Genomic DNA, 20314 nt, shown 5'->3' on the forward strand with positions numbered 1-20314 from the left:
GGTGGCGGTGATGACGAGATGACCGGGCAGCCGGCGGCGCCGCGCGAGCAGGGGGACGCGCCCGACCCGCTCGCGCCGTTCCGTCCGCGGCGTGGTCGCGCGGTCGCCCTCGGCGTCGGCTGGGCCTCGCTCGTCGTGTTCGGCGCCATCGCGGTCGTCATGCCCGCGCAGGCCGACGGCCGTTGGGGTATCGGTGACCGGCTCATGTTCTTCGGCCTCGGCGTCGCCGTGTCGTTCGTCGCCTGGCGCTACGCCTCGATCGTCGCGGTCCCCAGTCGTGAGGGCCTTGTCGTGCGCAACCTCGTGCTGACCCGCACCCTCGAGTGGGCCGAGGTCGTACGCGTGCAGTTCGGCGGAGGGGAGCCGTGGGTCAGCCTCGACCTGGAGGACGGCGACACGGTCGCGGTCATGGCGATCCAGAAGGCCGACGGTGACGTGTCCGGCAAGGAGGCCTCGCGGCTCGCCGCGCTCGTCCAGGCCTTCGGGGAGACGACGGAGCCCGGGGAATCGGGCCGGGCGGACGGTTCGGACGGCTCTGGCGACCCCGGTGGCCCTGACCTCCCGGAGGACTCGTGACGGGGGAGCCGACGCCCGAGCGCATGCGCCACGCGCTCGGCCACTTCGCGACGGGCGTGACGGTCGTGACGGGCTTCGCGGCGGACGGCGATCCTGTCGGCTTCGCCTGCCAGTCGTTCGCGTCCGTGTCGCTCCACCCACCACTCGTCCTCTTCTGCGCCGACCATCGCGGACGGTCGTGGCCGCGCATGCGCGACCAGGGACGCTTCACCGTCAACGTCCTGCGCCACGAGCAGCGCGAGCTGATCGGCCGTTTCGGGTCGACGGCCGGCGCGCGGTTCGAGGGGCTCGACTGGGAGCGGTCGGCACACGGTGGCCCGAGCCTGCCCGGTGTGCTGATGCGGGTCCACTGCGCCGTCGAGCAGGTGCACGTCGCCGGGGACCACGACGTCGTCGTGGGTCGCGTCGTGGAGCTGGAGGACGGGGAGTCCGGGCGGCCCATGCTCTTCTACCGCGGCCGCTTCACCGTCACCGAGCGGCGTACGTCCACGGGGGTCGACGAGGGCTCCGACGTGACTCCCGAGCCGATGGACGACTACTGGGGCTGAGGCCCGCCCAAGGTGCAGCCTGTCCACGGCTGACTGTCACACAGGCCGCCGAACGGCTCCTCGCGGCGGCATCGGTCGGCGACACGCCCGAGGGCGTGTGGCCCGACAGCTGGCGATCTGGGCGCAGTGAGTTTCGGCGACTTCCCCGGCCAGGACGGTCCTTCGTTACCGCCCCGAATGCGGAAACCTTGTTCCTGTCATGCCGATGTGCGGACGTCTGGCGGCGGCGACGGCTCCGGTCAGGAATCGCTCCGGTTCACCACCTCATGGAGCCACTGATCGAGTCGTTGCAGCTGGGCCTGTGACCCGAATAGAGGCTTCTTCCCAGGTGGCGGGAGAAACCCGACCGCGTCCATGACGAGCCAGTGGCGGTGTGGCGCCTCGGTCGCGAGGGCGGCGTAGCGCTCGAGGAACGCCCTGGCTGGCTCGGGTCCGAAGTCGAGGGAGAGGTTGGTTGCGGCGTGTCCGGCGTCGAGCCAAACCGGCCCGGTGGACGTCTCCACCCAGTCGACGACACCGGATACTTCGCTGGCCGCCCAGAGCAGGTTGCGGTGGCTGAAGTCGCGGTGCAGGAGGGTCGGCACGTACGGGGGTTCGGCCCCGGCCAAGAGCTGAAAAGCTTGCTGCCAGGACTCCGGATGCCGAGTCCAGGGCGGCACCACCCACTTCGCTTCCCATGCCCATGACTGGAACATGCGGAATGGCTCGGTGGGACGGACGTCGTGGATCGTGGCCAAGGTCGCGGCCATCAGGCTCACCGTGTCGTCCGTGACCTCGGTCAAGGGGCTGCCGGGCAGCCGGGACATCAGATGGGCAGCGACGCCTGCCACGGCCCCTTCGGCGTCCAGCGCCAGGCTTCTCGGGGCCGGCACTGCCGTGGCAGTCAAGGTCTGCAGGGCGGCTCGCTCGCGGCGGGTCAGGTCGGGGCCATGGGCACGCCATGGGTCCTTCGTCATCAACCGGAGCACGGACTGCTGTCCCGAGGTGTCGGTCAACATCAGCATCGTCGACGTGAGCCCGCCGGTGAGCTCGACCACGTCGGTGAACGAGGCACCGAGGGCGACCCCTGCCCAGGAGAGAACATCCGCGTGCACGGACGGAACCTATCGAAAGAGGTTGACGACCTTGGCAGCCCGGGGTCGCCCGCACTTGCCTTCTTCGGGGGCGCCTACACGTCGATCTTGAACCCCAGGTCGTAGTCGCTCGCGGGCACGCCGCCCGAGCCCCAGTTCTCGGGAGGGCTTTCGCGCAGCAAGATCGAAATGTCCTGGGGCGGGATGCCGTAGACGGCGAGCCGCTCAACAATCTGCCGGTACAGAGCGCGTTTGGCCTCGACGGACCGGCCCGAGAAGCAGTCGATCGTGACTCGCATGTACGTGTCCGAGACGCCGTCACCCAGACCGTTGACCATGGCGTGCGGCTCGAACTCCGTGAGCCGCACGAAGCGGTCGTCGTTCGGGATCTTGAACGCAGCAACGAGCGCCTCGTGGACCGCGTTCATCAGGGCGACTTGCTGGTCAGGCGGATACGTCCGACGGACTTCGATCAAGGTGCTAGGCATGGCTCCCTCTCGGTCTTGGTGCGGCCGCCCACGCTGCCACGATTGGCCTCCGTTGGCATGCCGGGGCTGCAGCGTTGAACCCTACGATCACGCCGACTGACACGAGGGCTGCGTCCGCCGGACGGGCCGTCACGAACGGCAGCCTGTCAGAGCGACCGCCCCGTCATGCCGCGCTCAGGACGGCCCTAGGGATCAAGGGCTGATGGTGAATAGCTCGCGCCGGGTCGCCCAATCCTCGTGGCCGAACGGCGTGTAGTCGGTGATCCAAGGCTGGAAGCTGACCACGGAAGAGCCGTCCCAGCGGACGGACTTGAGGGAGCGGTGTGCGGCTCGTAACGCTGGCGGTGCATCGACCCGTTCGCTTCGCTGCCACTGGTCGTCGGGACCGTCAACTACCAGCCATGTCCAGCCGTCACCGTTGCCATCGATCTCGAAGGCGACGTGCGCGCGGTGGCGCCGGTTCGGGCTGGACTTGGCCGGGCCTGCTGCGAGTACCTGGATCCCATCGGCCAGACACGCCTCGTAGGCGGCTACCAGCGGCGCTGTCGGCCACTGCAGGCTGGCGGCGAGGCTGAGAAGGCTGGACAGTACCCAGTCGAGGATCGCGTGCCGGCGTGCGGTGTCCGCAAGGTCCAGCACTGAGGGGTCGAACGGCACCTGATGGACCTCGCCGAACTCCCAGTCGTACCCGGACAAGGGAAGGCGACCGGACTCGTTGTCCGGGATAAGGCGCACCCAAGAGCTTCGCGCTTCGATGGGGTTCTGATAAGCCAGATGCAGTTGGTACGCCTCCGTGACGACGGTTGCGTACTTGGCGAACCGGTCGGCGATGGAGAGATCGTCGCCCGGAGCGGACATCATCCGGCTCGGCGACATCCTGGGATTCGTGTCGATCGACCTGATCCTGGTTGGGCGCGGCACAAGTAGATCCTTGCGCATACCGTTCGGCCCTCATGGACGTACGTCTGGACATGCCGCGACGCGGGGGTCAGCTGGAGGGCGGCTCCTCGCCCCGGACAGGCTGATGGAGCCCGAGGGCTGACGGCCTCCATCGCAGCAGATTCCTGCCACGATGACGCGTACCTGCAGAAGGAGGATGGTGTGCGTCGACACGAGGTGCTCCGTGCGTGGCGGGCCCGGTGGGAGGTGCCCGACGTCAAGCCGGTGGCCCGGCGGCTGTCATCGGAGTTGGTTGCCGGCGACCTCACCACCGCCTCACCCTTCGGGCTCATCGACGACCGCGTGGATCTTCGGGGGCTACAGGTCGATCTCCTGTCCGCGACCCGCGACCCGCTGCACGAACGCGTGACCGTCTCCGCGGGTCGGTGGCAGGCGCTGGACCCGTCAGGGGCCGGCCTCTCGGGCATGAACTGGAACAGCCTCACGGTCAACAACTGCCCTTTGGACGACGCCCAGCTCGACGATCTGCGCTGTTGGGGCGTCGAGGTCACCGACTGCTCGGCCCGCCGGGCGTCCCTTCACCACAGCCAGATCGGGGCCCGCGCCGAGGGATACAAACGTTCCGTCTGGCGTCGCGTCGATCTGCAGGGGGCCGACGTGCGGCGCCTCATCGCTGATGTCGTCCTCGAGGACGTCGACCTCAGCCGTGCCCGGTTCGGGCAGACCGATCTGGGGCGGTCAGATCTGGTTCGCGTCCGTTTCCGAGGCACCGTCCGGGGCCTCACCATCGGCGACCTGCGCGGCGACCGTCCGTCCGAGGGCTGGGCCCTCAGCGACGTCGACTTCACCCGAACGCGCCTTCGAGATCTGCGGCTGCTCGCCGTCGACCTCGGAGTGCCGCAGGTCGACCTTCGGCTGCCTGATGACGACGAGCAGTGGCTCATCCGGGACTGGCCGGAGTTCCTGGACCGTGTCGCTGTCCATGCGCCAGCCGATCTCCGAGACGCTACGGACGTGTGGGTCGACCATGCTCGCCGCCAGCTCGGCCCCCACCAGGTGTGGGGATTCACGACCCATCGAGACGCAGTCGACTACGCCGGCGAGCCATTCGCCGATTTTCTGCGAACGAACAGATGACCGCGCCGCCCTGACCGTCACGAGACGTCCGATCATGCCGTAAATCGACCGTACTTGATGACATCAAGGAGGCATTCTGTGCGTCATGGACGGGCTGACGAGGGCAAAGCTGGACCTAGAGCAAGGAGACGCGCGAAAAGCACGTGACCGGCTCAAGGGACTCGTCGCGACGTATCCACACAACAGGGAAGTACGTGCGCTCCTGGCCGAGGCATACAGACGCGACCGCCAGTGGCCAGAGGCCGGCAGGTGGGGGTATCTCGATGGCCCGGCTGCTTCTGAGCAGGAACGGGCTGCGTTCGAGAGGCACTGCGCCTTCGGGTGGTCGACACGGATCAAGGAGTCACGCCTTCGATGGCTTCTACGCGTCGACGATCTGGCCGTCATTGCAGACGACGCAGGGCGCGCTCTCTTGGCGGACCTACCTCACCGGCGCAATCCCCATCGGCCAGAGTCGGAGGGCCTCTTGGCGACCCTGGTTCGCGATTTCGCCGTTTGGCTGGCGAAGCGGCCTCGAGCTTGAAACGGCGGACCCGACGCGAATCGAACGTGCGGATCTGCCGCATACCGCAGGGTCGAGCGTCTGGCGAGGGACAGGCGTTTAGGGCGTAGTCCGACTGCTTGCGTCTCGCGAGATCAACTCGAGCACGTACCGGCAGGCCAGGTCCTCGTTTGGGAATGACCTGAGTCCAGTCTCAAGCCCACGTTCGGAGTAGTAGACGACCCACTCAGTCTTCCGGTCGCCCAGGACATATGCCTCGGACGGGTGTCCGCCAGAGAGACCGTAGGCCGTAGGGTCTACGCCCAGTTCGTCGAGTTCGCGCTTGAGCCGAGTGCGCGTCATCTGTTCAGGAGCCTCACCCACGCTCGCATCGTTGCAGCACCAGGAACGAAACGCACGCTCTTGCCGCAGGTGGTGTGTCATCGTGCCAAACAAAGCGCGTCCTGGCTGCCGCCGCTGCTGACTACGATCGCGCTCATGCAACCGCTGGCGGAGCTGACGCTGACCCGACCATGGCACTGGGGAATCGCCATTCTGGGCGACCCAAGGGCCGAGGTGCCCACCGAGTTCAACGGCAGCGGAGTGGCAATAGGGCGCAACGTGGTCACACTTAGCGTTCGACACGCTCAGGACATTGACGGGGACAAGTTCGAAGGCGAATGGGACTGGGCCACCGCAACGATCCACATGCGTTCATTGGTTCAAGGCGAGAAGACAGAGAGACACGTCTTGTGTGACATCGTGATCGCCACGCCCGGCGAAGCGGTGTCACTAGGCGACGCAGACGGGATGCTGGTGATTCCTGCGCCAGGCCTGCGGACCCGCCTCATCGTGTCCACGGACGACGTCGACCCCACCGGGCTGGAGACAGCCTGGATTGACCTGGTCGCGGTAGAGGACTGAGTTCAGTCGCTGGATCTCCCGGGTGCACGCTCATGCCGCGAACTGCGCTGCTGCGCTGACCTGACTCGCCCTGAGGGGACTGGGACCGAACCGCCGCTGGGACGCGCGACGGGCGCCTTCATCGTCACACAGCGGGTTGACAGAACAAGGCACGTGAGCGGCGGAGGGGGAGGACACTCGAACGATGCGACTCAGGAATTTCCTGTGCTGGGTCGTGGGCCCTCTGTTCCTCGCGGGGCCTGGCGACAAGGACATGCTCCTCTGCCAGCAAATGCGGCACTCAGGAGCAGCCGCATCCGGTACCGGCGCCCAGTCGGACTCCATGGGGACGCGAACCCCGGCGAGCGCTCGGTGGCGGCGTGTCGCTGGGGTTGCCGGCCCGGTATGCGGGCTGCTGCTGCTGCTGCTGACTGGCTGTGCGGGCGGCTCCCCGGCGCCGCACCCTACGTCCTCCTTGGCGCAGTGCCCCGTAGGAGACGTGCAGCGCCAAGCGATGGAGGCGAAGATCTCCGCCGCCCTCACGGAGCAGCTGGCCCTGCTGAGCGACTATCAGCTCCGCGAACTTCGGGCCGTGCTGGTCTACGTCTGCGGTGTGCCGGTCCATGAGGAGTACCGGGCCTCGACGCCGGACGACACCCACAACGTGCACTCGGTCACCAAGAGCGTCGTGGGGACCCTGATAGGGATCGCCTTGGCCGACGGTTCCCTGAAGAGCCTCGACCAGACCTTGGGTGAGCTGCTTCCCGAGGACCGAGGCGTGATGAGTCCGGCGGTGGCGCGCATCAAGCTGCGCCAGCTCCTGACCATGACGGCGGGTCTGGACGCCGACCTACCTGACGGCTCCGTCGGGGCGTGGGTCCAGAGCGACCACTTTGTCGAGGGCATCCTGCGGCAGGGCATCGTCGGGAAGCCCGGCACGTTCGCCTACTCCTCGGCCAGCTCGCACCTACTGGCGGCGATCCTGGTCAGAGCCACCCACCGCTCCGTGTTGAACTACGCGACCGAGAAGCTGTTCGGGCCACTGGGCATCGAGATGAGCGGCGCCGCGCAGCCGCTCCTGGTCGCGGCCTCGGCCGCGGCCTACGACAAGGCCGAGTTCGCTTGGCCGGTCGACCACCAAGGCATCAACTACGGGGCATCCTTTTTGAAGCTGCGGGCCCGGGACATGGCCAAGCTGGGGCAGCTCTACCTCGACCAGGGCACGTGGCAGGGCAAGCAGATCGTGCCCCAGAGCTGGGTGCGGGAGGCCACCACCGGGCAGGTGGACGTGCCAGGAACCCTAGGAGCGGACCGCTACGGGTATCAGTGGTGGGTCACCACCGCCGGCGGCCACCCCGCGTACGCAGCCCTTGGCTTCGGCGGGCAGCTCGTCGAAGCGGTCCCGGACAAGGCCTTGGTGGTGGTCTTCGCCACCCACGTGGACACACTCGCCAACGTCGCACAGGGACCTAGTCTGCACTTCTACCAAGACGTGGTGTCCGGCGCGCTGGTGCCACGTCTGCCGTGATCAGCGCGGATGCCGCTGGACCGCGGTTGAACACGGCTGAGCCGGCTGCGTCTGGGACCCATCCTCCGCGCTGCGCAGGTTCCCCGCGGAGGCGGCCAACCCCAGCCCGGCGCGTCGGATCCCAGATCGAGTCGCACACCAACGACAGTCCGCTGTGTCGGGAGTAAGCCCCGCCTCGAACGTCCGCGGACAGCACCGCCTCGGCCGCAAGGTCATCGCCGTCGTAGAGCATGAAGGGCACCAACGCACTCATCTGGCTCCCCTCTGTGTCAAGTGCTCAATGCGTGCGCCTTTGAAGGTGTGGCCTTTCGGCGTGGCGGGGTCGGGCGTAGCGTCGGTCTTGCGGGTCCGGGAAGTGGCTGATCCGAAGTGTCGATGTGCGGGTGCAGGTCGACCGCGCTGGATTGAAGAGTCGCCCCGCAGTGCCCTCCCGGGCCCGTGTCGACTGTTCGCGCGTCGGCGACGAGGCGCCGGTACACGACGTCGGACAGACGCCGTTTGAGGCAGCGCAGTGCTTCCATCCTGGTCTTGCCGGCGGCGACCTTCCGCAGGAAGTACGCCCGGCCCGGGGTGTCGTGACGCAGCTGGACGATGGCCGCGATGTGCAGCACATGGTTCATCCGCCGGTTCCCTGCCCGGGACAGGCGATGCCGGACCTGCTCCCCGGAAGACACGTCCAGCGGGGCGGTGCCGCTCCAGGAGGCGAACCGGTTCCGGTCCGCGAACCGGGCGATGTCCCCGACGTCGGCCAAGATCCGCGCGGCCCCTGCCGGTCCGACACCGGTGATCTCCATCAGGCTCGACCCGCGCCCCAAGACCGCGGCCCGTACCTCGGCCTTGATCGTCTTCAGCCTCGCATCGACCGCGACCAGGTCGGCCAGCTCCTCCGCGGCCATCCTGCGACGGGTCTTCCCGGCAATATCGCGTGGCCGCACCGACGCCAAGATCGCCTTGGCCTGCAATGCGGACAGGTCCCGCTTCCGTTGTCCTGGAACGAGTTCCGACAGCAACCGCTGCAACCGGTTCACCGTCTGCACCCGACGCTGGGCCAGCTCGTCGCGACGGTCGGCCAGCATCCGCAACGCCTCGAGCTCACCGTCAGGGGCCAGCTCACGCAGCCCCGCGGTGCGCACCGCGACCATCGCGATGGAGTGCGCGTCCAGCGCGTCGGTCTTGCGGTTGTGGCCGGTGTCGAAGAGCCGAACCCTGGCGGCGAGCTTCGCCGGGACGTCCACGACCCGCTCACCGTCGGCGAGGAGCCGCTGGGCCAGTGGCCGGCCAGTCCCGTTGGCTCCCTCGACGGCCCATGTTCGCTGCGGCCACGTCCTCACGTAGCTGCGCATCGCGGCGTAGCCGGCCTTGTCGGTCGTGAACCGGCCCGAGCCCAGCAGGTGGCCATGATGGTCGACGACCTCGATGGTGGCCGACAGCTTGTGGGGATCGACCCCGATGATCACGCCCGTCATGGCGCCTCCTGCACTCCTCGAACCGGTAGGGAAAACGGCGAGGTGGGCAGTGCTACTACGAGCTGGGCAGTCCCCTCTTGAGCCACGCCTCGTCACGGTGCCCGACGAGGCGCAGTCCAGTTGAGAGCCACACCCGAGCGGGCCGGGTGGGCAGCCGCGATTGAGAGCGTCCCGCCGAGCACCTAGATCGAGTCTGGCCAGACATCGATCCTGCGTGAAGTCTCTTAGTAGCCGCGAATGGTGAGTGCACTGTGCGCTGCCAAGATCGCCACTCGCCGCTTCGAGTTCACGGAGGGCCACACTGATCCCAAAGCTCGTGACGACGGGGGCCTTCCACCGGCTTGGCGTCGAACCTCCGACCAGAGACTTCGAACGTGCCCTGTTCCAAGTCGGAGACGAAATACCACTCGGGCCCGTAGTCGTCCTCGGGCATGTCTTGGCGGCCATCTAGCCAACAAACCTTGAACCACACGCTGTCGTGGTGCTTGCGGCCGAGCGGCCAGTACCGGAAGTGACTCACATTCGTGACGAGATGCGCTTCCACGGTGCCCTCATGACTCAGTTCCCAGACGGCATCACGGAAGGGGTCGAGTCGCGGGTTGCGAGGCAGAGCATCCTCGGTTGGCATGGGACCTTGTCTACAGGACCGCAAGGAACCCAGCGGGACGTTGACTCAGCGCCGCAGCAACTTCCTCAACTGGCGCGCGCAGGTGGTCCACGAGGGTGCGTTCGCGCTGCGTGGACAGCGCTTGGGGCCGCAAACGGCGCGGGCACGACCATGGATTTCGCCCGAGCCTCTGCGGCGGTCCCCCAACTCCTGCAGTCACACCCGCGCGCGGGTTGGCGGCCATCCTCCGAGACTGGACAGCCTCTTCCGGCGTGATGCGGGCCTCCGACCCTTGGCAAGCGGCTGCGCCAGAGGTGCAGACGTTTCATCGCAATGCCCTGACAGGTCGGAAGTGTCGGGGTCAGACTCTTGGCTGGGTGCCAAACCCGGTCCCCCGGACACTTGAGGTGGGTTGATGAGAACCAGATCTACACGCCACGTCACGGCGAGACGGCTGGCTGCCGTATCCGCAGTGGCTACCGCAGCCCTCGCCGCAGCCCCGCTCGCGACCATCGGTGCGGTCGCAACCGCTGCCCCGGTCGAGACCGTCGTCAGCGGTGCGGGACGTTACATCGTGACTTTCGCCGACGACCCGGTCGCGTCCTACGACGGCTACGAGAAGGGATATGCAGCCACGCGGCCCGTACGGGGCCGCAAGCTCGACCCTGGCAATGCAGCCGTGAAATCCTGGAAGGCGCACCTCACGTCGAAGCACGACGCGGCGCTCGCCAAGGTCGGCGCCACGAAGATCTACGACTACACGGTCACCAACAACGGTGTCGCCGCCGACCTCACCGCGCAGCAGGCGTCCAGTCTCGCGAAGCAGGCCGGCGTGCTGTCCCTGACCAAGGACGCACTGTCCCAGCCCACCACGACCTTCTCGCCCGAGTTCCTCGGCCTGAGCGCGGCGGGTGGCTTCTGGAGCCAGCTCGGGGGTCCGGCCAAGGCAGGCGACGGCCTCGTCATCGGCGTCATCGACTCCGGCATCTGGCCGGAGAACGCCTCGTTCTCGGGCGCCAAGATCACGCCCCGGCCGGCTGGCTGGCACGGAGCATGCGTCGCCGGCGAGAACTTCCCGGTCTCGCTGTGCAACAACAAGCTCGTCGGCGCCCGCTACTACGTCGACGGTTTCGGCAAGCAGAACATCGCCAAGGAGGAGTTCCTCTCTCCGCGCGACGGCTCCGGCCACGGCTCCCACACGGCGTCCACAGCCGCCGGCAACGCCGGCGTCACCGTGACGATCGACGGCAAGCCCATCGGCGCGGCCTCCGGGATGGCCCCGGGTGCCAGCATCTCCGCGTACAAGGTCTGCTGGGAGGGTGCTCCCGGCGTCGCCGCCGGCTGCTTCAACTCGGACAGCGTCGCGGCGATCAACGACGCCGTCCTCGACGGCGTCGACGTCATGAACTACTCGATCGGCGGCACCTCCGAGTCCTCGGTCCTCGACCCAGTGGCGCAGGCCTTCCGGGGCGCGTCCAACGCCGGCGTCTTCGTCGCCAACTCAGCCGGCAACAACGGTCCCGGTGCGAGCACGCTCGACCACCCGGCCCCGTGGGTGACGACCGTCGCCGCAGCGACTCACCGCCGTGCCTTCCAGGCCGTCGAGCTCGGCGATGGGCGTCGCTACGTCGGCGCCTCGACGACCGGGCCGCTCCCGTCGCTCACTCCGCTGGTGAAGGCCTCCGCGGTCGGACTCGCGGGAGCAACTGCGTCCGAGGTGGCGCTCTGCTTCTCCGGCACGCTGGACCCGGCCAAGGTGAGCGGCAAGATCGTCGTCTGCAACCGTGGCGTGAACGCCCGCATCGACAAGTCGTTCGAGGTCAAGCGGGCAGGTGGCGTGGGGATGATCCTGGTCAACACGTCGCCGAACTCGCTCAACGGCGACTTCCACCCGGTCCCATCGGTGCACCTGAACGACGTCGACGGTGAAGCGGTCACTGCGTACGCGAGCAGCGCCACCGCCGTCGCCAAGATCGTCCCGCTGACGCCGGCCGAGCTGGCAGCGGCTCCGCAGACACCGGAGATCACCGACTTCTCCTCCCGCGGCCCGTCGACGACGACCGGAGGGGACATCCTCAAGCCGGACATCGCCGCCCCGGGCAACGACGTCGTCGCGGCCGTCGCCCCGCCGACCAACCACGGTCGCAGCTGGGACTTCATGTCCGGCACGTCGATGTCGTCGCCGCACATCGCCGGGATCGCCCTGCTCATGAAGGACGCCCACCCCACCTGGCTGCCGTCCGAGATCAAGTCCGCACTCATGACGACGGCTCGTCCAACCGTCTCCTCGGCCAACGACCCCTTCGCCCAAGGCGCCGGCTTCGTCAACCCGAACTCGGCGATCGACCCAGGCTTGGTCTACCCGACCACGGCCACCGAGTACCGGCAGTACCTCGTCAGCCTGGGTGTGCGGTTCGCGCCGCCGAACGACACCCTGACCGCCGTCTCGGCCTCCAACCTCAACCAGGCGTCGATCGGCATCGGTCGTCTGGCCGGCGTGGAGACGGTCACTCGTCACGTCAAGAACGTCGGCACGGGCACTGAGACGTACACCGCCTCGGCGGCCGTCTCCGGCTTCGACACCGTGGTGACCCCGTCGAGCCTGACCCTGGCCCCAGGCGCGGAGGCGACGTTCACGGTGACCTTCACCCGTACCACGGCTCCGCTCGGTTCGTGGGCCAAGGGCTCGCTCACGTGGGCGTCCGGCCGCCACACCGCGCGCACCCCGGTCGCTCTCGAGCCCGTCGCCCTCAGCGCTCCCGTCGAGGTCCACGCCGACGCCAGCGCCTCCGGCTCCAAGGGGTTCTCGGTGACGCCCGGGACCACCGGTTCGGTGTCGACCTCGGTGAGCGGCCTCGTGGGGGTCACGCCGCAGGCCGACTCCGTCACGACCGGACCGTTCGACACCGCGAACCCCGTCGCGGGCGCGGCGACGAAGGTCTACCGCGTGCAGGTGCCGGTCGGCACGAAGGCAGCCCGCTTCTCCGAGGAGACGACCGTCGACACGGCTGACCTGGACATGTACGTCTACCGCGGCGGCACGCTCGTCGCACTCTCCGCCTCGGGCGCTGCCGACGAGCAGGTCACCCTGAACAACCCGGCCGCCGGGACCTACGACGTCTACGTCAACGGGTTCACCACGCCGGGCGGCGCGACGAGCTACGAGATCAGCAACTTCGTCGTCCCCGCGGCCAGCGCCGGCAACGCCTCCGTCACGCCGAACCCGTTCGCGGCGACCACCGGGGTGCCACAGGCACTGACGGCCTCGTGGACCGGCCTCAATCCGGCCATGCGCTGGTTCGGAGTCATCTCCTACAGCGGTGCCGACGACCTGACGTACCTATCGGTCGGCTGAACCACACCCGCGCCCGCTCGGGACGCGGCGAGGGCCCTCACCCCGTCCCGGGTGGGGGCCCTCTGAGGTGACCCACCCTCACGGGAACCAGAGCGGGTGGTTGGGCCCACCACAACGCCTCATAACCCGCTCTGAGGAAGGAACGTCCGACACCGCCGCGGGACGGTGCCTCATCGACCCGTCGGCGGGACGTACCGGCCGGGCGGATCAGAGTGGCGGCCGTCAGCGGCGCGCTCGCGGGTGAAGCCTTTGTAGCGCGTGCCCTGGTGGATCAGGTGCCCCCGGTCGCCCTCGGCCATCTGGCCGAACTCGACGCCGCTCATCTGCAGTTGGCGCCGTTCGCCCGAGGGCTCCTCGAAGGTGACGAAGTAGGCGGTGCTCGAGCTCGGCATGGTGGAAGCCATGGGCATCGTGCCCGAACCGTCCGTCGGAGCGCCGACCGAACCGGGCCGGCGGCGCACGTCGGTGCGACGCGATACGACGATTGCGTCGATGGTGCGCAGCGGTGAGGCCTCGTCGGCGCGCCACGGCGAGAGCCCCTTGACGGCGACCGTGACGAAGCCCGCGATGACGAGCGTGAAGATCAGCCCGAGAAGAGGAGGAAGACCGTCGGCGGTCCGGACACATCCGGGTGAGGGGGCCGAAATCGTCTGTGATCATCGCAGAACCCTGTGTATCGAGCGGGTGAGGTCGGCAGTATGACTCCCGACAGCCGGAGCGGTTGCACCGACATGCGCGCTCGACCGGACGCGTGGCCGAGCACACGCGGGCCTTCAAGCATCGTGAGGCGAGGAGGCCCTGCCGCTGACCCGCCCAGCGGGGGCACCTCCGCCTACTTGCTCAGGTCGACCACGCAGAAGAGCGTGCCACCCGGGTCCGCGAGCACGACGAAGTCCGCGTCCGCGGGATACTCCCAATCGACGCGTTCAGCGCCCAGGGCGATGAGGCGCTCGACCTCAGCCGCCTGTTGCTCTGCGGTGTCGACCCACAGGTCGAGATGCGTGCGGTCGTTCTCGTCGAGATGCAGCCGTGGCCCGTCGCCCGTCCGAGGCGCGAGGAACGCGGCGTCGTGCGGTTGCGGGTCGTACTCCAAAGCGCGAGCCCAGAAGGTGCCCGAGCTGTCGGTGTCCTTCACTTTCAGCACGACCGCTCCGATACGCAGCATGGGTCGAGGCTCGCACGGCGCGACTCCGGCGGACAAGGCACGAGCAGGCGCAGCCCGGCGCACAAGCGCGACGTCAGGTGCCCGGTCGCGAGGGCAGCGCGTGCCGTGAGCGCCTTCACAAGGGCGGCTCGATGACGTGGAGATCCAGGATCGTCAGCTTGGTCGGCTCTGGAAAGCCCACGCCGGCCAGCAGGCTCCGCATCTCGTCGCTGGACCATCTCTGGCGGATGTGGTCGGCCGACTCCCACACTCCGATGATGTAGAGGGCATCGTCGCTGGTCGCGCAGTGATGGCGCAGCTCGCCGAACCGTGCGGCGCCGCCCCGCTGCCCGATGAGCTCGTGTGCGCGGTCGTAGGCGGCAGTCAGCTCGTCGACGTCGCCGACGAACGTGGCGATCATCATCGCGGCCACGATCGAACGGTAGACCCGCTGCCCGCCCGTGACCAGTGGGCAGAACGGTCCTCCGCCCAACACTTGAGCGGGTGCCGGGTGGGGGAGCGGAGCACCCGTCGGACCACGGTGGAGCGCCGGCAGACATCCGGTTCAGGAGCTGCCCTGGAAGAAGCCGAGCAGCGCGGGTGCCGGGTGCGCCGCCGTACTGAGGTTGGCCGCGGTGATGAGAGCGAAGGACGCCGCGACCACCAAGGCCGCCGTCGCACCGCCCCGTCGCACCCACCGCGCCGACTGCCCCGACTGCGCCGAGCCGGTGCGTCGGGAGCGTCGCCACAGTCGCGCGGCCACCAGGACGAGCCCGACCGTCACCATCGCTCCGAGCCCCACCATCACGCGGTGGTAGGCGGCGAAGTCCTCGATGAGCCGCGTCATGGCGGGCGATGCTGGCACCACGGCTGACGTCCCGAGGCTGTCCTTGATGCCGCGCACCGCCGTGGCGAGCGCCGGCTCGGGTCCACGGACGTCGACCAGGCCCAAGGCCGACGACAGGGGGACGAGGGCGCCCTGCACGTTGGCGACCACGAGGAGCACGGCGAGCAGGACCAGCGGCGCCTCGAGCACTCCGGCGGCCGCGAACCACGCGCGGCGTCCGCGACCGACGGAGCGCACGCACTCACGCCAGAGTGCGAGGCCCAGCAGGACCGACGTGACGAGCAGCGGAACCGCCAGCACCGCCTTGACCATGTGGAACCGGGTCCAGAACGCCACCGACGCCGCGAGCTCGGGGCTCAGGTCCGCGGTGCCCGCCTCCCAGAAGCGCACCAGCCCTCGGCCCACCACGGCGCTGAGGGTCGACACGTCAGAGTAGCCACCGCCCGGCCACAGCCCGGCCGCCGGGAACGGCAGCACCATCACGGCCAGCAGGGCGACGCCGGCAGCGACCGCGAGGGTGGCCAGTCTGCGCGACCCTCGGGCGGGTGACGTGTCGGTGGGTGGGGCCGGGTGCATGGCGGTTCCTTCCGTCGGGGCAGGCGGGCGAGTGCCGCCGGCCAGCCACGTTAGGCAGCCGAGAAGCCGGAGACGTCGCCCCGCAGGCTGATCCGGCCGACACTGCGCTGCCCCCGTCGTCGTACGCGCGTGCGACCCCGGGCTGACCCGCCTACCCCGCAGCCTGCCCGGGTCGCGCGTCGGTGCCGTCGACGAGCCCGTCCCACGTCCACTTCGGCACGGTGAGGCCGTCCGGCACGTCGCCCGCCGAGTCGTGGTAGGTGCTCATGTATGCCGTCGCCCACGTGAAGTACTCGACGAGCGCGTCGCGTACGGCGGGGTCGTCGCCCAGACCCGCGTCGCCCACGGCGGCGGCGAAGCAGGCCACCGCCCTCGCGTCCATCTCGGGATGGGGGCCGTTGCCCGAGTGCATCCGCACCACGTCGGTCTCGCTCGCGAGCTCGCTGGTGTAGCGCGGCGGGCCACCGAGCGCCTCGGCCCAGTAGGCCGCGAGGCGGCCCGTGTGATCGGGGTGGAAGCCGTGCGAGAACGCATGCGAGACAAGGGGATCCGCCAGGCACCGCTCGTGCCAGGAGTGAGCGAGCCGGGTGAGGGCCGGCATCCCGCCGACGGCGTCGTAGATGGAGGTGGCCACCGAGGCAGACTCCCACCCGAGTGGGCGCACGACAAGAGCCCGGGACCGGCGCGTGCGCGGTCCCGGGCTCTTGTCGTCAGCGGAAGTGGATGAAGTTCGACGGCCAGGACGAGCTCGTGCGCGCGATGATGCGCCGCCCGCTCATCGACGTGTAGGTGCGGCCGAGCACCGTGCCGCCGTAGCCGCTCTCGGAGATGGCGATCTGGTTGCCGTCGGCGCTGACCCAGTCCACGTAGGCGACGTGGTTGGAGTTCCACTGGGCGATGTCGCCGACCCGCGGCGACTGGTCGACCGCGAATCCCTTGGCGCGCGCGTTGTTGTCCCAGCTCTCGGCGTTGCCGAGGTTGCCCGGGTTCCTGATGCCGTTGAGCGAGAGGCGGTACGCCGAGTAGTTCGTACAGTTGTTTCCCCATGCATCGACCGGATAGTTCCACGCGCGCTGGCCGTAGTAGCCAAACCGGTTGATGCAGTTCTGCGTGGCGCGTGAGTAGCACGTCCAGTTCTGTGGCGCCGATCCACCGGTGACAGCCCATGTCACGGTCGAGGCCACGTAGACGGCGGCGTTGCCGGTCCCCAGGACGCGCAGGGCGGAGTTGGCGCCGGCAGTACCCGTCGACCAGACGGCGCCACCGGAGGCGTTGCGGATGACGAGGTTCCCGTTGGACTGCATGCTAGCCGTGCTGCCCGCCGCCGACGTGAACGACGCCCACCTGCGGATGCCCGCCGACGAGACCAGCACGAGGTTGCCGTCGGACCTCATGGTCATCGACCAGGCCAGGTTCGTGGACCTGACCGACTCACCGGAGCGGAGCACCTGACCGGCCAAAATCCGGTCGTAGCGGACGCCCCGGTGGTCCCACACGGTCGTGCCCGCCTGCCGCACCTGCAGGATGCCGTCGTCCGTCAGTGTGACCAGACCGCCGATCCAGCCGTTGGTTCCGCTGGTCCAGGCCACGGCGCCGGTGGGGCGCACGAGGGTGAGGTTGCCATCGGCGCGGATCTCGATGCGACTGCCGGCGCCGGCGCTGCCGGTCGACCAAAGGGCGGTCCCCGCCGCGTTGCGGATGACGAGGTTGCCGTCGCCCTGCACAGTGGCGACGTAGGCCCCACTCGGGGACCGGAGCGCCGTGCCGCTGGACAGGATCTGGCCCGACAAGAGCGTCGTGCCCGCGACGTACGTGTACGCGGCCGCCCGGGTGGTGGTGCCGGCTCGGGTCGTGATCCGGACCGGCACGGCGCCCGTCGCCATGGTGGACGGCACGACGGCCGTGACCTGGGTGGCGGACACCCTTGTGACGCCCGTCGCCGGAACACCACCGATCCACACGCCGGTGACCACCGTGAGGGAGGTGCCGCGCAGCATCACGACGTTTCCACCACGGAGCGGCCCCGACGCTGGCGCCACCGACGAGATGACAGGGGCGTCCTGGTAGGAGAAACGCCCGGCGGGTACAACCGGCGAGGTGCCACCGGGCGTGGTGACGCGCACGTCGACGTCCGCCTCCGCGTGGGCCGGGATGCTGACGCGCAGCTGGGACGCCGAGACCCAGGTCAGACCATTGGCCGGTACGCCACCGAAGGTGACGGCCGAGACACGGCGGTAGCCGCTGCCGGTCAGTGTGACGACGGTGCCCCCCTTCGTCCCTGCAAGCGTCGGGGTGACGCCGCTGACCGTGGGGACCGCGAGGTACTCGAAGCGGCCCGCGGCCACGACGGGGGAGACCCCGCCGGGGGTGGTGACGGTCACGTCGACCGCGCCAAAGGCGTTTGCAGGCGCCGTGACGCGTAGCGTCGTAGCCGAGACGCGGACGAGCCCGGTGCCGGGGCGTCCGCCGAAGGTGACACCGGACGTGAGGGCCAGACGGGTGCCGGTGACCGTGATGACGGTGCCGCCCGTGAGCGGGCCGGCCGGCACCGAGAGCGCCGTGACCGCAGGGACGCCCACGTATTCGAAGGTCGCGCGGGCGTTGTCGGTACTCGTGCCGTTGACGTTGGTGGCGCGCACCCGCACGGCGCCTTCAGCGTGCGGGGGTGCCGTCACCTGCAGGCTGCTGTCGGAGATCCTCACGAGGCCGGTCGCCAGCGCCGTGCCGAAGCGCACCTCACGGACCTCGGCGAGGTTGACACCGGACAGGGTCACGACTGTGCCTCCCTTCAGCGGGCCGGCCGACACCGACAGACCGCTGACGACCGGTGGCCACCCGTAGGTGAACCGGGCCATGGCTGAGGCGAGGGATGTCCCGCCGGGGGCCGTGACGCGTACCTCGACCGGTCCCGACGGGCGCGGTGGCGTGATGACGCGCAGCGTGGTCGGCGACACGCGCACGACACCGGTGGTCGTCGTGGTGCCGAACGTGACGGACGTGGCGCGCCCGAGGTCCGCCCCGGTCAGGGTCACGGACGTGCCTCCGGCCGGCGGGCCGATCTGCGGGGTCAGCCCGGTGATCGTCGGGACGGGCTCGTACGCGTACGCGGAGCCCGCCGATGCGCGGGAGGTCCCGTTGGCGGACGACACGTGCACGTGGACGACGCCTGCCGGCCGCGCCGGTGCGACGGCCCGGATGGTCGTCGCCGAGACGACCGTGAAGGAGGTGGGCGTGCCGCCAAACGTCACCTTCGCGGCGCTGGCGAGGCGGGTGCCCGTGATGAGCACCGGCGTCCCCCCACGCAGGGGACCCGCCGCGGCCGAGAGCGACGTCACGGCAGGCGGGGGGTAGTAGCCGAAGCGGCCCGACGACACCGGGGACGTGGTGCCCCCGAGTGACGTGACGCGGACGTCCACGGTGCCGGGGGCGTGGGGCGGGCTCACGACGCGCATGCTCGTGGAAGAGACCGGCGTGACGGAGGGGGCGGCGGTCGTGCCGAACCAGACCGAGGTGACGGCCGAGAGGCCCGTTCCCGTGATGATGACGACGGTGCCCCCACCGGTGCCGCCCGAGGCCGGCCACACCCTCGTCAGGGTCGGCGGGGCGATGTACGTGTAGGTGCCCGCGGTCGTTGCGGCTGAGCTGCCGCCCGGGGTCGTGACGACCACTCGCGCGGCTCCGGCGGCGTGAGCGGGCGCCGTCACGCGCAGCTGGGTGCTCGACAGCACGGTGAGCTGAGTGCCTGCCACGCCGCCGAACGTCACCTTCGTGGCCCCGGTGAGGCGGGTCCCGGTGACGGTCAGAACGGTGCCGCCCCGTGTCGGTCCGGCCACGGTGGAGAGCCCCGAGACCGTGGGTGTGGGCACGACCGGCGGTGCGACGTAGACCAGTCGTCCGGCAGACGTCACCGGTGACATGCCGCCCGGGGTCAGGACCCGCACCGCGACGGCGCCCGCGGGGCGCCCGGGAACGGTGACCCGCACCTGGGTGGCGTTGAGCCGGCTGAACGCGGTCGCCGCGGTGGGGCCGAGGTAGACCGCCCTGCTCCGCGTGAGGTCGGTGCCGGTGACGGTGAGCAGCGTGCCACCAACAGTGGGGACCCTCCCGACGGACAGCGACGTCACGGTCGGCACCGGGTCGAAGGCGAAGGTCGAGCGGATGGAGACGGGCGAGGTGCCGGCCGGCGTCGTTACTCGGACGTTGACCACGCCGGCCGCGTGCGCGGGCGTTACGACGCGCACGCGGGTGGCCGAGACCTTGGTGACGGCCGTGACGCCCGCGGTTCCGAACCACACCTTCATGGTGGTGCCCACACCGGTCCCCGACAGCTCGACGGAGGTGCCACCTTGCACGGGTCCGGCCGTGACGGAGAGGGCGGGGGCGACCGGGGCGGCGGCGACGACCGCGGCCTGCGCACGGACCACGGGCGCCGGGGACGTCGTCACCTGAGCCGCCGACGAGGCCGGTGTCGTCGTGACGCCGGGAACCGGGACGGACGGGGTGGGCGACGTGGCCGCGTGAGCTGGTGGGGCGGCGGCCAGGCCCGGGATCCCGGCAAGGAGGGCCAGCGAGACCAGAGTGGCGAGGGCGCGCCCTCCGACACGCTGGTGGGGGGCTCGGTGTTCGGCGTTCCGTGTCGTCGGTGGCATCATTCGTCGCTTCTCCTTGCAGTCAGCACGTCCGCC

Annotated in this window: 18 protein-coding genes; 7 read left to right on the top strand and 11 right to left on the bottom strand. The window is 69.5% G+C overall.

Annotation, left to right across the window (positions count from 1 at the left end; genetic code table 11):
• The first annotated feature begins 18 nt into the window (after positions 1–18).
• Together ACYVNR_RS18140 and ACYVNR_RS18145 are read left to right on the top strand one after the other, a co-directional pair.
• Positions 19–576 carry a PH domain-containing protein gene (locus ACYVNR_RS18140; RefSeq protein WP_461049927.1) on the top strand — a complete coding sequence of 186 codons (558 nt, stop codon included), beginning with the start codon at positions 19–21 and terminating at the stop codon, positions 574–576.
• Complete coding sequence (locus tag ACYVNR_RS18145; protein ID WP_461049929.1) at positions 573–1124, top strand: flavin reductase family protein; 552 nt, start codon at positions 573–575, stop codon at positions 1122–1124. Before ACYVNR_RS18140 ends, ACYVNR_RS18145 begins: the two co-directional genes overlap by 4 nt.
• Positions 1125–1363: 239 nt before the next feature.
• Here ACYVNR_RS18145 and ACYVNR_RS18150 read toward each other — a convergent pair whose 3' ends face one another.
• The 3 genes from ACYVNR_RS18150 to ACYVNR_RS18160 all read right to left on the bottom strand — a co-directional run bounded on the left by ACYVNR_RS18150 (position 1364) and on the right by ACYVNR_RS18160 (position 3624).
• Positions 1364–2218, bottom strand: a complete 855-nt coding sequence (locus ACYVNR_RS18150; RefSeq protein WP_461049931.1) for a phosphotransferase family protein — start codon at positions 2216–2218, stop codon at positions 1364–1366.
• A 74-nt stretch (positions 2219–2292) separates the two neighbouring features.
• Positions 2293–2625, bottom strand: coding sequence for a tautomerase family protein (locus tag ACYVNR_RS18155; protein ID WP_461049933.1), 333 nt, complete (start codon positions 2623–2625; stop codon positions 2293–2295).
• 252 nt (positions 2626–2877) lie between these two features.
• Positions 2878–3624, bottom strand: a complete 747-nt coding sequence (locus tag ACYVNR_RS18160) for a hypothetical protein (protein WP_461049935.1) — start codon at positions 3622–3624, stop codon at positions 2878–2880.
• A gap of 207 nt (positions 3625–3831) precedes the next feature.
• On the opposite strand from ACYVNR_RS18160, the gene ACYVNR_RS18165 reads away from it, so the two are divergent.
• The 4 genes from ACYVNR_RS18165 to ACYVNR_RS18180 all read left to right on the top strand — a co-directional run bounded on the left by ACYVNR_RS18165 (position 3832) and on the right by ACYVNR_RS18180 (position 7634).
• Positions 3832–4722 (top strand): pentapeptide repeat-containing protein, encoded by an 891-nt coding sequence (locus ACYVNR_RS18165; protein ID WP_461049937.1) that lies wholly within the window; start codon positions 3832–3834, stop codon positions 4720–4722.
• Positions 4723–4807: 85 nt separating this feature from the next.
• Entirely contained in the window at positions 4808–5245 is a 438-nt protein-coding gene (locus ACYVNR_RS18170) for a DUF6584 family protein (RefSeq protein ID WP_461049939.1), read from the top strand.
• 243 nt (positions 5246–5488) lie between these two features.
• The gene (locus ACYVNR_RS18175) at positions 5489–6127 is read left to right on the top strand and encodes a hypothetical protein (protein ID WP_461049941.1); all 639 of its coding nucleotides are present in this window, start codon (positions 5489–5491) and stop codon (positions 6125–6127) included.
• A gap of 493 nt (positions 6128–6620) precedes the next feature.
• On the top strand, positions 6621–7634 hold the full coding sequence (locus tag ACYVNR_RS18180; RefSeq protein WP_461049943.1) for a serine hydrolase domain-containing protein: 1014 nt from the start codon (positions 6621–6623) through the stop codon (positions 7632–7634).
• 269 nt (positions 7635–7903) lie between these two features.
• Here the strand turns inward: ACYVNR_RS18180 and ACYVNR_RS18185 are convergent, their stop codons facing one another.
• Together ACYVNR_RS18185 and ACYVNR_RS18190 are read right to left on the bottom strand one after the other, a co-directional pair.
• Positions 7904–9100, bottom strand: coding sequence for an IS110 family RNA-guided transposase (locus ACYVNR_RS18185; protein WP_461049945.1), 1197 nt, complete (start codon positions 9098–9100; stop codon positions 7904–7906).
• A gap of 286 nt (positions 9101–9386) precedes the next feature.
• A complete protein-coding gene (locus ACYVNR_RS18190; protein WP_461049947.1) occupies positions 9387–9728 on the bottom strand; it encodes a hypothetical protein in 342 nt (113 codons plus the stop codon).
• Between the two features lie 451 nt (positions 9729–10179).
• On the opposite strand from ACYVNR_RS18190, the gene ACYVNR_RS18195 reads away from it, so the two are divergent.
• Positions 10180–13062: a S8 family serine peptidase gene (locus ACYVNR_RS18195; protein WP_461049949.1), complete on the top strand. Its 2883-nt coding sequence runs from the start codon at positions 10180–10182 to the stop codon at positions 13060–13062.
• A 170-nt stretch (positions 13063–13232) separates the two neighbouring features.
• Here ACYVNR_RS18195 and ACYVNR_RS18200 read toward each other — a convergent pair whose 3' ends face one another.
• From ACYVNR_RS18200 to ACYVNR_RS18225, 6 genes are all read right to left on the bottom strand, one after another.
• Positions 13233–13709 (bottom strand): DUF2500 domain-containing protein, encoded by a 477-nt coding sequence (locus tag ACYVNR_RS18200; RefSeq protein ID WP_461050169.1) that lies wholly within the window; start codon positions 13707–13709, stop codon positions 13233–13235.
• A 185-nt stretch (positions 13710–13894) separates the two neighbouring features.
• Positions 13895–14227 carry a VOC family protein gene (locus tag ACYVNR_RS18205; protein ID WP_458799706.1) on the bottom strand — a complete coding sequence of 111 codons (333 nt, stop codon included), beginning with the start codon at positions 14225–14227 and terminating at the stop codon, positions 13895–13897.
• Between the two features lie 115 nt (positions 14228–14342).
• The gene (locus ACYVNR_RS18210; RefSeq protein ID WP_461049951.1) at positions 14343–14639 is read right to left on the bottom strand and encodes a hypothetical protein; all 297 of its coding nucleotides are present in this window, start codon (positions 14637–14639) and stop codon (positions 14343–14345) included.
• A 132-nt stretch (positions 14640–14771) separates the two neighbouring features.
• Positions 14772–15629: a hypothetical protein gene (locus tag ACYVNR_RS18215; RefSeq protein ID WP_461049953.1), complete on the bottom strand. Its 858-nt coding sequence runs from the start codon at positions 15627–15629 to the stop codon at positions 14772–14774.
• Positions 15630–15780: 151 nt separating this feature from the next.
• Positions 15781–16263, bottom strand: coding sequence for a group II truncated hemoglobin (locus ACYVNR_RS18220; RefSeq protein WP_461049955.1), 483 nt, complete (start codon positions 16261–16263; stop codon positions 15781–15783).
• A gap of 76 nt (positions 16264–16339) precedes the next feature.
• A complete protein-coding gene (locus ACYVNR_RS18225; RefSeq protein WP_461049957.1) occupies positions 16340–20074 on the bottom strand; it encodes an IPT/TIG domain-containing protein in 3735 nt (1244 codons plus the stop codon).
• Positions 20075–20314: the final 240 nt, after the last annotated feature.

Source organism: Terrabacter koreensis (assembly GCF_054783315.1).

What these genes read in the sequence shown, in the direction of transcription:
- ACYVNR_RS18190 (WP_461049947.1), bottom strand. Translation starts at nt 9,728, where the DNA reads ATGCCAACCGAGGATGCTCTGCCTCGCAACCCGCGACTCGACCCCTTC.
- ACYVNR_RS18160 (WP_461049935.1), bottom strand. Translation starts at nt 3,624, where the DNA reads ATGCGCAAGGATCTACTTGTGCCGCGCCCAACCAGGATCAGGTCGATC.
- ACYVNR_RS18215 (WP_461049953.1), bottom strand. Translation starts at nt 15,629, where the DNA reads ATGCACCCGGCCCCACCCACCGACACGTCACCCGCCCGAGGGTCGCGC.
- ACYVNR_RS18140 (WP_461049927.1), top strand. Translation starts at nt 19, where the DNA reads ATGACCGGGCAGCCGGCGGCGCCGCGCGAGCAGGGGGACGCGCCCGAC.
- ACYVNR_RS18205 (WP_458799706.1), bottom strand. Translation starts at nt 14,227, where the DNA reads ATGCTGCGTATCGGAGCGGTCGTGCTGAAAGTGAAGGACACCGACAGC.
- ACYVNR_RS18185 (WP_461049945.1), bottom strand. Translation starts at nt 9,100, where the DNA reads ATGACGGGCGTGATCATCGGGGTCGATCCCCACAAGCTGTCGGCCACC.
- ACYVNR_RS18170 (WP_461049939.1), top strand. Translation starts at nt 4,808, where the DNA reads ATGGACGGGCTGACGAGGGCAAAGCTGGACCTAGAGCAAGGAGACGCG.
- ACYVNR_RS18155 (WP_461049933.1), bottom strand. Translation starts at nt 2,625, where the DNA reads ATGAACGCGGTCCACGAGGCGCTCGTTGCTGCGTTCAAGATCCCGAAC.
- ACYVNR_RS18180 (WP_461049943.1), top strand. Translation starts at nt 6,621, where the DNA reads ATGGAGGCGAAGATCTCCGCCGCCCTCACGGAGCAGCTGGCCCTGCTG.